At 70.6% G+C, this 12319-nt stretch carries 13 protein-coding genes; 7 read left to right on the top strand and 6 right to left on the bottom strand.

Annotated elements, in window-relative coordinates:
- Nucleotides 1-32 precede the first annotated feature (32 nt).
- The gene (locus ACW5EG_RS05575; RefSeq protein ID WP_457021024.1) at nt 33-1223 is read right to left on the bottom strand and encodes a hypothetical protein; all 1191 of its coding nucleotides are present in this window, start codon (nt 1221-1223) and stop codon (nt 33-35) included.
- A gap of 274 nt (nt 1224-1497) precedes the next feature.
- Between ACW5EG_RS05575 and ACW5EG_RS05570 the strand changes: the two genes are divergently transcribed.
- Both ACW5EG_RS05570 and ACW5EG_RS05565 read left to right on the top strand, forming a co-directional pair.
- Nucleotides 1498-1857 (top strand): DUF1428 domain-containing protein, encoded by a 360-nt coding sequence (locus ACW5EG_RS05570; RefSeq protein ID WP_457017757.1) that lies wholly within the window; start codon nt 1498-1500, stop codon nt 1855-1857.
- A 92-nt stretch (nt 1858-1949) separates the two neighbouring features.
- Nucleotides 1950-2270 (top strand): hypothetical protein, encoded by a 321-nt coding sequence (locus ACW5EG_RS05565; RefSeq protein WP_457021023.1) that lies wholly within the window; start codon nt 1950-1952, stop codon nt 2268-2270.
- A 36-nt stretch (nt 2271-2306) separates the two neighbouring features.
- Here ACW5EG_RS05565 and ACW5EG_RS05560 read toward each other — a convergent pair whose 3' ends face one another.
- Nucleotides 2307-2483: a hypothetical protein gene (locus ACW5EG_RS05560; protein WP_457017755.1), complete on the bottom strand. Its 177-nt coding sequence runs from the start codon at nt 2481-2483 to the stop codon at nt 2307-2309.
- A 314-nt stretch (nt 2484-2797) separates the two neighbouring features.
- On the opposite strand from ACW5EG_RS05560, the gene ACW5EG_RS05555 reads away from it, so the two are divergent.
- Nucleotides 2798-3337 (top strand): hypothetical protein, encoded by a 540-nt coding sequence (locus tag ACW5EG_RS05555; RefSeq protein WP_457021022.1) that lies wholly within the window; start codon nt 2798-2800, stop codon nt 3335-3337.
- Between the two features lie 206 nt (nt 3338-3543).
- Nucleotides 3544-4623 carry a DUF1615 domain-containing protein gene (locus ACW5EG_RS05550; RefSeq protein ID WP_457021021.1) on the top strand — a complete coding sequence of 360 codons (1080 nt, stop codon included), beginning with the start codon at nt 3544-3546 and terminating at the stop codon, nt 4621-4623.
- 15 nt (nt 4624-4638) lie between these two features.
- Here ACW5EG_RS05550 and ACW5EG_RS05545 read toward each other — a convergent pair whose 3' ends face one another.
- The 3 genes from ACW5EG_RS05545 to ACW5EG_RS05535 all read right to left on the bottom strand — a co-directional run bounded on the left by ACW5EG_RS05545 (nt 4639) and on the right by ACW5EG_RS05535 (nt 7392).
- On the bottom strand, nt 4639-5148 hold the full coding sequence (locus ACW5EG_RS05545; protein WP_457021020.1) for an MgtC/SapB family protein: 510 nt from the start codon (nt 5146-5148) through the stop codon (nt 4639-4641).
- Between the two features lie 130 nt (nt 5149-5278).
- Complete coding sequence (gene hutU, locus ACW5EG_RS05540) at nt 5279-6946, bottom strand: urocanate hydratase (protein ID WP_457021019.1); 1668 nt, start codon at nt 6944-6946, stop codon at nt 5279-5281.
- A 134-nt stretch (nt 6947-7080) separates the two neighbouring features.
- Entirely contained in the window at nt 7081-7392 is a 312-nt protein-coding gene (locus tag ACW5EG_RS05535; protein ID WP_457021018.1) for a hypothetical protein, read from the bottom strand.
- 191 nt (nt 7393-7583) lie between these two features.
- Between ACW5EG_RS05535 and ACW5EG_RS05530 the strand changes: the two genes are divergently transcribed.
- The 3 genes from ACW5EG_RS05530 (at nt 7584) to ACW5EG_RS05520 (ending at nt 11063) form a co-directional block, all read left to right on the top strand.
- Nucleotides 7584-8813 carry an alkaline phosphatase family protein gene (locus tag ACW5EG_RS05530; RefSeq protein WP_457021017.1) on the top strand — a complete coding sequence of 410 codons (1230 nt, stop codon included), beginning with the start codon at nt 7584-7586 and terminating at the stop codon, nt 8811-8813.
- Nucleotides 8814-9000: 187 nt separating this feature from the next.
- Entirely contained in the window at nt 9001-10542 is a 1542-nt protein-coding gene (locus tag ACW5EG_RS05525) for an AlkA N-terminal domain-containing protein (RefSeq protein ID WP_457021016.1), read from the top strand.
- Nucleotides 10539-11063 carry a methylated-DNA--[protein]-cysteine S-methyltransferase gene (locus tag ACW5EG_RS05520; RefSeq protein WP_457017747.1) on the top strand — a complete coding sequence of 175 codons (525 nt, stop codon included), beginning with the start codon at nt 10539-10541 and terminating at the stop codon, nt 11061-11063. Before ACW5EG_RS05525 ends, ACW5EG_RS05520 begins: the two co-directional genes overlap by 4 nt.
- Before the next feature lie 22 nt (nt 11064-11085).
- On the opposite strand, the gene ubiM is transcribed toward ACW5EG_RS05520, so the two are convergent.
- Nucleotides 11086-12255, bottom strand: a complete 1170-nt coding sequence (gene ubiM / locus ACW5EG_RS05515; RefSeq protein ID WP_457017746.1) for a 5-demethoxyubiquinol-8 5-hydroxylase UbiM — start codon at nt 12253-12255, stop codon at nt 11086-11088.
- Between the last annotated feature and the right edge of the window lie 64 nt (nt 12256-12319).

Raw genomic sequence — 12319 nt, 5'->3', positions numbered from 1 at the left:
GCGTAACGGTGCGGGAGTGCACTGGCGGCGGCTCAGCGCCCGCCTGCGTCGCCGCTGGCGCCGTCGCTCCTGGACGGCTCTTCGTGCCGGGCCTGGCCACCCTGTTCGCCGCCCTGCACCGGCGTGAGCGAACGCCTGCCCATGTGCTCTGGCTTGTCCGCCACCAGCAGCGCGTCGAACTCCGACAGCGGGCTTTCGGCAGGACAGGCGGCATCGGGGAAGCCGTAGTCCTTGCGCAGGTCCAGCCCACAGGAATTGAGCGTCTCGAGGTCGGCGTTGGACGACTTGCAGCTGGCGTCGAAGGCGCGCACGAAGGCATCACGCCTGGCGACGAAGTCCTCGCCGCACTGGCGCATCAGGCGCAGCCGGTCCAGATCATCCTGGGCGGGGTTGATGCCGTCCAGGCCGTACAGGCCCAGCTCGTCGCCGGTCAGCAGGCGCAGGTTGCGGTTGGGAACCGCCATCATCAGGTCGGCCACCGCGGTCGCCGCGCCGTTGCGCTCCAGGTAGTCGCGCACGCGGTCGTAGACCACGCGCAGCTCGCGGTTGAGCTCGACGCGCGTGGACGCGGTGGAGCTCATGCGGATGATGCGGTGGATGCCGATGCGTCCGCTCACCATGCGCATGTCGCCGGCCGCCAGGATGAACACGCAGGCGCTGTGGCAGACCGCATCCTCGCGCACCCATATCGTCCAGCGCGACTCGGCGATGCGGTCGCCGGTGCGGATCGCGTCCTCGACCATGCCGCCGCTGGAATTGATGTCCAGCACGCGCTTGTCGATGTCGAGGTCGTCGGCGACCCGGGTCACGCGCTGCATCATCGACGCGAACGCGGCGTTGATCTTGCCCGCGTAACGCAGCCGCATCACGCCGCGCTCGGCGCACTCGCCCAGGGCCGTCGTGATCGCTTCCCGGTCGAACTCGACCAGCGGGGCGCCGTCGCCCTCGCGCACGTAGTCCAGCTCGCAGCTGACCGAGGCCTCGCCTGGCGCAAGCACCATCGGCGCCCAGTCGACCTCCTCCGGCTCGTCAGGCACCGGCTCGGAGCGCTCGTCCGCTGCCGGCGCGTCCGCGCCTTCCATCTGCACCGGGGCGGTGCTGACCGCCCCGCCCTCCTCGGGGCTGGCAAGCTCCACCGTCGCCGTCGCGGCCGCCTCGTCCTGCACGCGGCAGCCGAGCAGCATCAGGCTGGCCAGGAACAGGATGGGGAGGCGCTTGCGCATGCGGCGTCCGGGCGCCGCGCAGCCGATTTTCGACACCGCGGGCGTCTCGAGTTGGGGGGCATGCCAGTGTAGGCGCCACCCCCGTGATCAGTCGAACGCCCGATGAACCGGCCCGACCGCTGGGGGCGCTCAGGCTGCCCGCCCCGCGCGCCGCCTTGCGTGTCGATGTCGAAACCGGCGCCTGCAATTCGTCAATCCAGTCGTGCGCCCGATCGGGACGCGCGTTCCCGCGGCGACGGCATCCGGCCGCCGCCCGTCCGCCAGGAGATTTCCCATGCCCTATATCGACGGCTTCGTGATTGCGGTCGCCACCGCCAACAAGCAGGCCTTCCTCGACCATGCCCGCCGCTTCGACCCCTGCTTCATCGAGTACGGCGCGACCCGCGTGGTTGAGGCCTGGGGCGACGACGTGCCCGCCGGCAAGGTCACCGACTTCGCCCGGTCGGTGCAGGCCGGCGGCGACGAGACGGTGGTGTTCGCCTGGGTCGAATGGCCCGACAAAGCCACCCGCGACGCCGGGATGAAGAAGATGATGGAAGACCCGCGCATGGATCCCGCTGCCAACCCCATGCCGTTCGACGGCAAACGCATGATCTTCGGCGGCTTCGACTGCCTGCTGGACATCGGCAAATAGCAGCGCCCCCGGTCCGGTCGCACCGGGCCGGGTTGCCTGCCCGCAAACCGTGCGGAAGACTGCAGCGGACCCAGCCGCCAGGGGAGACCGCCATGAACCAGTCCAGCGACGAATTCCGCCGCGTGTTCCTGCCGTATTGCATCGAGCGCGTGGAAGACCGCGGTCACGTCGTACTCAACCGTCTGTACAAGCCGCTGGGCATGCGCACCGACGAGCGCATCGACTACGCACCGCATGCGGTCAGGTTCCGGGGGCTGGGCCCGACCCGGGCCGAATTACTCAGCCACGCGCGCAGCCAGAACACCGACCGTATCCACCTCTATGCCGACGCCACCGCGCCGACCAGGAGCCAGGACGACTGGGACGCATACCAGCGCCGCCTGCAGGTGCTGGCAACGATGGAAATCGAATAGAAAGGGCTACGGGCCGCGTGGGCCGGGCTGTTCCGGTCAGGTGATGCGGAACATCTGCTGGCTGGTGCCAGCCGTGTGCAGTGGTCGCGCCAGGTAACGGCCGCGGGTATAGGCCGAGTGCGGATTGCGGCGACGATGGCGATGACCGTCATCTGCGGGGATGGCCGCGGGGAACGACTGCGGCAGGCCGGACTGGAGGCGGGTGATGCTCACCGCCGGCGCGAACGCGGCGCGCGCAGCTGAAGTCCGGTGGCGGCGATGGCCGCGGGGAATCAGGGAAAGAAATGAACGCTTCAGGTAATTTTTGATTGCTTCCTCCATAAATTGAATGATTACAACGACTTACGGGTGTAATCATAGCACAGAAGGGGTTTCGATGCCAGGGCGCGGATGACGACGCCCGCGGGCGTCGACCGGTACGCGCTCCATCCGTCGCCACCGGCGTCGCCACTTGACCCGGGTCAGGGCGCTGGCCGGCCTGCCGGCCTAGGATGGAGCCCTCCCCCACTTCCCCTGGAGGTTTTGTCATGGACTTCAAACAGGTTCCCCTGGCTCTTGCGCTCGCCCTGGCAATCGGCGCCCTTGGATCGGGATGCGCCGGAGACGGCCAGGCGCCGCCGGCGGATGCGACCGGCGCCGACAGCGTGCCGGCCGCGCAGTTGGATACGCCCGCCGGTGACGACCCGCACGCGCACGATGACCCCCATGTGCAGCACGGACAGTTGGGCATGGACGTCCCGGTGGTCGAAGGCCATGAGCCCTGGACCCCGGACGCGCCGCTGATCGAGGGCATGTCCCGCGTCCGCACCGCCATTGCCGGCCTCAAATCGGACCCGGACCCGGCCACCGTCGCCGCCCGCGCCACCGACGTCGACGCGGCCATCGAGTACATGTTCGCCAACTGCGAGCTCGAGACCGAGCCGGACGTCGCCCTGCACGCGATCCTGGCGCGGCTCATGGCCGGTACCCAGGCCCTGCACGCGAATCCCGCCGACGCGGCGCCGGTCGCCGACATGCACGCCGCGGTCGGGAATTACGAGGCGCTGTTCGACGACCCGAACGGCTGAGCCGCTGCACGCGCCGCCTGCGTGCGCGGATCCGGCTTGTAGGCCGGCCCGGCCGCCGCCATCATGCCGGCGGACCTGGACAGGAGATCCGCGTGAGGCATCCGGGGCCAACCGCGGCCACGCAAGCGAGCGCCTGCTGCCCTGCACCGGCCAGGCTCTTCGTACCGGCGCCTGCCCGTCCAGGGCAGGCACGCGAACTAGACGCCGTGCGTTGGGGATGCGTGCTGGCCGCCCTGCTTGCGCTCTCCGGCTGCGCGACGCGTGCACCTTCCACCCCCGCGCCGGACCCGCATGCGCTGCGCGCCGACATCCAGCGGCGAATCCCGGCCACGGTGCAGGACCGAGCCGGCTGGGCGAGCGACATCCAGGTCGCGTTCACTGCACAGGGCATTCCACCCGGCGTGGAGAACGTCTGCGCCGTGCTGGCGGTGATCGAACAGGAGTCGGGCTACAAGGCCGACCCGCCCATCGCCGGGCTGCCAGGCATCGCCCGCGGCGAGATCGACCGCCGCGCCGCCGCGTTGCACATCCCCGGGCTGCTGGTCGATGGCGCGCTCAAGCTGCAGTCCACCGACGGTCGCAGCTACGGCGAGCGCCTGGCGCGCGTGCGCACCGAGCGCGAGCTGAGCGAACTCTATGAAGACCTGATCGGGCGCGTGCCGATGGGCGAGCGGTTGTTTGCCGGGCGCAACCCGGTGCAGACCGGCGGTGCGATGCAGGTCGCCATCCCGTTTGCCGAGGCCAATGCGGCGGACTATCCCTGGCCCGTGCAGGGTTCGATCCGCGACGAGGTCTTCAGCCGCCGTGGCGGGCTGTATTTCGGGATCCTGCATCTGCTCGGCTACCAAACCCCGTACACGCGCAAGATCCACCGCTTCGCCGATTACAACGCCGGCCACTACGCCAGCCGCAACGCCGCCTTCCAGGCGGCGGTCAGCCGTGCCAGCGGGCTGCCGCTGGAACTCGACGGCGACCTGCTGCTGCCTGGTGCACCGCTTGATCGTCCGGGGCGTACCGAAAGCGCGGTGCGCACGCTCGGCCCGCAGCTGGGCATGGACGAACGCGAAATCCGTCGTGCGCTGGAGCGTGGCGATCGCCTCAACTTCAACGACAGCGAACTGTTCCAGCGCGTGTTCGCCATTGCCGAGGCGTACCAGAACACGCCGCTGCCGCGCGCCGTGGTGCCCGGCATCCGCCTGGACAGCCCCAAGATCACCCGCGAACTCACCACCGCCTGGTTTGCCGAGCGCGTGGATGCGCGCTACCGGCACTGCCTGCAGCGCTGACCGGCGCAAGCGTGGTCAGGTCTCGCCCATGTCCCGGTGGGGTCCATTGACGCCCTGCCGGCCGTGTCCCAGGCGCGGCAGCACGCCGACCACCAGCAGGGCCACCACGGTGGTGATCAGCGCCACCATCTCCTGGCCCATGCCCGCGGCCATGCCGATGGCCGCCGTCATCCACACACCGGCTGCGGTGGTCAGGCCCGAGATCCGCTCCTCCTTGTCGAGCTTGAGGATCGCGCCCGCGCCAAGGAAGCCGACACCCGAGACGATGCCCTGCATCACGCGCGTCACCTCGGCCGGATCGATGTCCGCCAGCAGCGGCGCCAGCACGAACAGCGCCGACCCGATCGAGACCAGGATATGGGTCTTCAGCCCGGCGGCGCGGCCCTTGGCTTCGCGCTCCCAGCCCACCAGCCCGCCCAGCACGGCGGCCACCAGCACCCGGACCACCAGCGTGGTCAGCGTGTCCACGTCGGGCAGGGCCAGTTCACGCGCGATTGCAGCGCCGATTTCGTCGAGCAGGGCCATGGACAACAATCTCCGGTGTGCGAACAGGATGGGCGCGCGGGAACCTGCCGGAAAATCGCGCTACGGCCCGCACGCTAGTGGGTTGCGCGTCGGGCGAGGGTGAATGAGGCGTATGGCCCGACCGGCAGCGTCACTGCATCGGCAGCTTCAGCCCCTGCTCCCTGGCGCACTGCTTCGCGATCTCGTAACCCGCATCCGCATGCCGCATCACGCCCGTGCCCGGGTCGTTCCACAGCACCCGCGCGATGCGTTTGTCGGCCTCGGGCGTACCGTCGCAGACGATCACCACGCCGCTGTGCTGGCTGTAGCCCATGCCGACACCGCCGCCATGGTGCAGGCTCACCCAGGTGGCGCCGCTGGCGACATTGAGCATGGCGTTGAGCAGCGGCCAGTCGCTCACCGCGTCGCTGCCGTCGCGCATCGCCTCGGTTTCGCGGTTGGGCGAGGCGACGCTGCCGCTGTCGAGGTGGTCGCGGCCGATCACCACCGGCGCCTTCAACTCGCCATTGCGCACCATCTCGTTGAAGGCCAGGCCCAGCTTGTCGCGCAGGCCCAGGCCGACCCAGCAGATGCGCGCTGGCAGCCCCTGGAAGCTGATGCGCTCGCGCGCCATGTCGAGCCAGCGGTGCAGGTGCGCATCGTCGGGAATCAGCTCCATGACCTTGGCGTCGGTGCGGTAGATGTCTTCCGGGTCGCCCGACAGCGCCACCCAGCGGAACGGGCCCACGCCGCGACAGAACAGCGGCCGCACGTAGGCCGGCACGAAACCGGGGAAATCGAAGGCATTGGCGCAACCTTCGTCCTTGGCCATCTGGCGGATGTTGTTGCCGTAGTCGACCGTGGGGATGCCCTGCGCGTGGAAGGCCAGCATCGCCTCGACGTGCACGCGCATCGAGGCCTTGGCCGCGTCGCGCACCTGGTCGGGATCGGATTTCTGTGCGGCCAGCCACTGCTCCACCGTCCAGCCAACCGGCAGGTAGCCGTGCACCGGGTCATGGGCGCTGGTCTGGTCGGTCACGCAGTCCGGGCGCACGCCGCGGCGCACCATTTCGGGCAGCAGCTCGGCGGCATTGCCCAGCAGGGCGATCGATTTCGCTTCACCTGCGGCGGTGTATTTCGCGATCCGCGCCAGCGCGTCGTCCAGATCATCGGCCTGCTCGTCGACATAGCGCGTGCGCAGGCGGAAATCGATGCTGGCCTGCCTGCACTCGATGGTCAGGCTGCTCGCGCCCGCCAACGACGCGGCCAGCGGCTGCGCGCCGCCCATGCCGCCCAGACCCGCAGTCAGGATCCATTTGCCGGCAAGGCTGCCGCCATAGTGCTGGCGCCCCATTTCCACGAAGGTTTCAAAGGTCCCCTGCACGATGCCCTGCGAGCCGATGTAGATCCAGCTGCCCGCCGTCATCTGGCCGTACATCATCAGGCCCTTGCGGTCGAGCTCGTGGAAGTGCTCCCAGTTGGCCCAGTGCGGCACCAGGTTGGAATTGGCGATCAGCACGCGCGGCGCGTCGGCGTGGGTGCGGAACACGCCCACCGGCTTGCCCGACTGCACCAGCAGGGTCTCGTCGTCGCCCAGCGTGCGCAGCGTCGCCAGGATCGCGTCGTAGCAGTCCCAGTCGCGCGCGGCGCGGCCGATGCCGCCATAGACCACCAGCGATGCCGGATCCTCGGCCACCTCGGCATCGAGGTTGTTGTGCAGCATGCGGAACGGCGCCTCGGTGAGCCAGCTGCGGCAGCTGAGCGTGCTGCCGCGCGGCGCGCGGATGCTGCGGGACGGGTCGTGGCGCGGATCGATCATCCTCGGATTTCCGTACGGGCAAAGGATGGAAAGTGTGCCCTTCTCGCGCACGTGCTACCAGCGCATGCGGCGCCCGGATACGCGAACGCCCGGCATCGCCGGGCGTCGCTTTAAGTACCGGTGGCCGCGCGCGATCAGAAGATCGACGGATCCAGCCGGCGCAGCGCATCGTGCAGGTCGGCAGAGCCGGTGCGCTCGATATCCTCGCGGGTGTAGACGCGGCCCGCCGACCCGACGCATTCCTGATCGGACTTCTTCGACCGGTTGCGGGTGGCAACCACGCGCGAGCCGGTTTCGCGGATGCAGAAGCGGTCGTCAGGGTCGGCCTTCTTCTTCGACGAGGCTGCGGCCTCCTCCGGCTCATGTTCCTGCGCGAGCGCCGTGGCGGGAACGGCAACGGCGAATGCAGCCGCAGCAAGCAGCGCAGTCAGCAGGCGATGGGTCATGGCGCACCTCCAAGCGGATTCCGGCCGGACGGCCACCTTGCAACATACGGCAGCCTGCGCTGCATTCAACGCTTCGACGGGCCCGGATTCAGACCGCCGTCAGCGTAGTGATGCACCCGCACGCCCTTCGCAGCATCCGCGCCGCGCCGCAGCCACCCACGTGCTGTCACATTCCTTCCTATGATGCTCGGATGACCTTCCAAAGACTCCTGCTTCCCCTCCTGCTGCTCCTGAGCGCCTGCGCAAGCGTGCCGCAGCCGCCCGATCCCATCCGCCCGACGCTGCTGCTGGTTTCCCTGGACGGGGTGCACCCGGACTTCCTCGGTCGCGGCGATACGCCGCACCTGGATCGCCTGGCCGCCGAAGGCGTGCGCGCCGAATGGATGCAGCCGTCCTACCCGACCCTGACGTTTCCCAACCACTACACCATCGTCACCGGCCTGCGCCCGGATCGCCATGGCATCGTCCACAACACCATGCGCGACGAGGCGCTTGGCGGCTTTGCGCTGAAGAACAGCGAGGCCGTGGGCGATGGCCGCTGGTGGGGCGGCAAGCCGCTCTGGGTGTCGGCCGAGAAGGCGGGCCTGCCGACCGCGACGCTGTCGTGGCCGGGCAGCGAGGCCGCGGTGCGGGGCGTGCGGCCGGCGCGCTGGCACGCGTATGACGAAACACGACCGATCGCGCAGCGCGTCGACACCGTTGCCGGCTGGCTGACCGAGCCGGACGCCACCCGGCCGCGCCTGGCCACGTTGTATTTCGAGCATCCCGATGCCGCCGCGCACGCGCACGGTCCGCGCTCGCCGCAGCTGCGCGCGGCAATGCGCGAGGTCGATGCCGCGATCGGGACGCTGCTCGACAGGCTCGAGCGCTCCGGCGCGCGCGCGCGGACCGACATCGTCATCGTGTCCGACCACGGCATGGCCGAGGTACCCGAGGGCCAGGTGGTCGTCACCGAGGACATGGCCGACCCGGGCGACGCCGCGCTGGTGATGGACGGGCAGGTGGTCGGCTTCCGGCCGCTGCCGGGCCGCAGCGAGGCCGCCGAACGCCAGTTGCTTGGCCGCCACGCCCACCACGAATGCTGGCGCCGCGATGCGCTGCCGGCGCGCTGGCATTACGGCAGCCATCCGCGCATCCCGCCTATCGTCTGCCAGATGGACACCGGCTGGGATGCGCTTCCGCGCGCGCGCCTGGCGCGTCGTCCGGCCGGTACGCGGGGTTCGCATGGCTTCGACCCGGCTGCGCCGGAGATGCGCGCGGTGTTCGTCGCCAGCGGACCGTCGTTCCGCAGCGGCGCGGTGCTGCCGGCGTTCGACAACGTCGACGTGTATCCGCTGCTCGCGCACCTGCTGGGCATCGAACCCGCCGAACATGACGGCAGTATCGATACGCTGCTGCCGGCCCTGCACAGCAGCGAGTAGCCACCGCGGTCCGGCCGCACGCATCCGCGGCCGTCCAACGGGCTGGCACATGTTCGTCGGGGCGGCGGCCGTGGCGGCCGGATCCGTCGCGGCGCGCGCGAGGCCGCCAGCCGGCCGCGTGCGAGGCACTGCATTCATGTCCGGAAACGGCCAGTCCGCGCCGGCGGGCGGCGCTAGACTCCCCTGCATGCCCGCCGTCCGACTGCCCGATCCCGCCATCTGCGAACAGGCACGCCTGAGCCGCGACGCGCGGTTCGACGGGCTGTTTTTCACCGCCGTCGCCAGCACCGGCATCTACTGCCGGCCGACCTGTCCGGCGCCGCCGGCGAAGGCGCGCAACGTGCGCTACTACGCCAATGCGGCGGCGGCCGAAGCGGCGGGCTTCCGGCCCTGCCTGCGCTGCCGCCCGGAGCTGTCCCCCGCCGACGGCAGCTGGCGGCGCGGCGACGGCACGCTGGCGCGCGCGCTCAAGCTGATCGATGAGGGTTTCCTGGCCGATGCGCCGCTGGCCGCGCTGGCCGAGCGGGTGCACGTCGGCGAACGCCAGCTGCGACGCCTGTTCACCGCGCGCCTGGGCGCGCCGCCGATCGGCGTGCACGGCACGCGCCGCCTGCTGTTCGCAAAGCAGCTGCTGACCGAAACCACGCTGCCGGTGACCGAAGTGGCGCTGGCCGCCGGCTTCGGCAGCCTGCGCCGCTTCAACACCTGCTTCCGCGACGCCTACGGCCTTGCCCCACGCGACCTGCGTCGACGGCCCGGCGCCGGCGACGGCGAGGTGCTGGCGCTGCGCCTGAACTATCGGCCACCCCATGATTTCGCGGCCATGCTCGACTTCCTGCGCGGGCGCGCACTGCCCGGGGTCGAACAGGTCGATGCCTCGGCCTACCTGCGCGTGGTCGGCGACGCCGCCGCACCGGGCTGGCTCCGCGTCAGCCCATGGCCGCGCGGCGGCGGCGATGGCCATGCGCTGAAGCTCGAGCTGCACGCTTGTCCGCCGTCGCAGCTGCTGGCGCTGGTGGAGCGCGTGCGCCGGATGTTCGACCTCGACGCCGATCCGCAGGCGATCGGCGAGGTGCTGTCGCGCGACCCGCAGCTGCGTCCGCTGCTGCGCAAACGCCCCGGGCTGCGCATGCCCAGCGGCTGGGACGGGTTCGAGATCGCAGTGCGCGCGGTGGTCGGGCAGCAGGTCAGCGTGACCGCCGCGCGCACCATCACCGCGCGCCTGGCGCAGCGCCACGGCACGCCGCTGCCAGCTGCGCTGGCGACATCCGGCCTGCTGCTGCGGTTTCCCACGCCCGAGCAACTGGTGGAGGCGGATCTGTCCGGGATCGGCCTGCCCACGGCGCGCGCGGCGACGATCCGCGCGATCGCGCGGGGGCTGCTCGATGGCCGCGTCGATTTTCGTGCAGGGGGCACGCTTGAGGAGTTCGTCGAGCGCTGGACCGACCTGCCCGGGATCGGACCGTGGACCGCGCACTACATCGCAATGCGCGCGCTCGGGCATCCGGACGCGTTCCCGGCCGGTGACCTGGTCCTGCACAAGCACCTGCTGGCGGCGGACGACACGGCCACCACCACGCCGCGCCTGCGTACCGCAGCCCTCACCCGCCAGGCAGAGGCGTGGCGCCCGTGGCGCGCCTACGCCGTGATCCACGTCTGGCGCGAGGCCGCGCTGGCACAGGCGGCGGCTGCCGCCCGCACAACCATCGCAAGGAGGAAAACGGCATGAACGTCCTGACCACCATCGTCGACAGCCCGGTCGGCCCGCTGCTGCTCGCCGCCGATACGCAGGGCCTGCGCGCGATCGAGTTCCGCGACAGCCGCCATCCCGTCCGCCGCGGCGACGACTGGCGCGAAGGCGACAGTCCGCTGCTGCAGCAGGCGCGCACGCAGCTCGACGAATATTTCCGCGGGCGCCGCCGCAGCTTCGAGCTGCCGCTGTCGCCGCAGGGCACCGGATTCCAGCGCGAGGTCTGGATGCGCCTGGCCTCGATCCCCTATGGCCAGACCGTCAGCTACGCGCAGCTCGCCTCGCGCGTGGGTCGCCCGACGGCGATGCGCGCGGTCGGCGCCGCCAACGGCCGCAATCCGCTGCCGATCGTGCTGCCCTGCCACCGCGTGATCGGCGCCGATGGTTCGCTCACCGGCTTCGGCGGCGGACTGCCGACCAAGCAGTTCCTGCTCAAGCTGGAAGGTGCGCTGCCGGCGGAGTTCGACCTGTTTCCGCAGGCCACGCCGGCCCTGCGCTAGCGCACGTCCGCCGAACCTGAGCCTAGGCCTGCGTCAGCCGCGCCGCGATCGCGCGGCGCAGCGGCGGCAGCCGGTTGGAGATGCGCAGGATCGCAGCGCGCAGGCCGCGTGCCGGTGCGCGGTCGTCGGTGAACACGCGCACCACCAGCCGCGTCGCCGCATACATCGGCCAGGCCGCGAGCTTGTGGCGTCGGCCGTAGCGTGCCAGCACCGCGTCCGAGCCGATGTCCTCGCCGCGGCGATGCGCCTGCAGCACCACGTCGGCCAGTGTCGCCGCGCCCTGCAGCCCCAGGTTGAAGCCGTGCGCGGTGACCGGGTGCATGCCGACCGCGGCATCGCCCACCAGCGCCGCACGAGCCGCAGTGAAGCGGTCGGCGAACACCGACACCAGTGGATATACATGGCGCGTCCCGATGGGACGCATCGCGCCCAGACGACCGCCGAAGCGACGTTCGATATCCGCCGCAAACGCGGCATCGTCCATCGCCTCGACCTTGGCCATCTGCGCCGGCGCCAGCGTCAGCACCACCGAGGCGCGATCGCCGGTCAGTGGCAGCAGCGCGAACGTCTGCCCGTAGCCGAACCACTCCCAGGCCACGTGCTCATGCGGCTGTTCGATCGCGACGCGACACACCAGCATGCGTTTGCCGTGATCATACGAGCGCGCACCGATGCCGAGCATCCGCCGCAGCTGCGAGAAACGGCTGTCGGCGGCCACCAGCAGCCGCGCACGCACGACGTCGCCGCCTTCCAGCGTCAGCGCAACCTGCCCGCCCTCGCGGACCACGCCGGTCACGCCCTGCCCGGCCAGCAGCTGCACGCCTGCCTGCGGCGCGACCAGCTCGTACGCGGCACGGCGGATCAGGTGATTGGGTACCAGCCACCCCAGCTGCCGGCTGCGACCATCGGCCGCACTCACGTGCAGTCCGCTGTCCGCATTGCCGTTGATCACCTTGGCATCGCGCAGCTCGGACACCTCGCCGGCATCGAAGCGCTCCCACAGGCCCAGCCGCACCAGGATGTCACGCGAGGCATGGGTCAGCGCGATCTCGCGGCCGTCGAAGGCAGGCTCGGCGATCGCCGCCAGCGGCTGCTTCTCGATGAGCGCGATCGACAGCCCGCTGCCTGCAAGCGCGCGTGCAAAACACAGGCCGGCAGGCCCTGCACCGACGATGGCGATATCGACATTCATGCTGTCCGTTTCCGGCTGGGTGGATCGGCAAGCCTGCCGCGGCAGCGCAGGGCCGTGCATTGAT

The organism is Luteimonas sp. A611 (assembly GCF_054072715.1).
The sequence above is the reverse complement of the archived record's forward strand: the minus strand, read 5'-3'. Positions and strand labels throughout refer to the sequence as shown.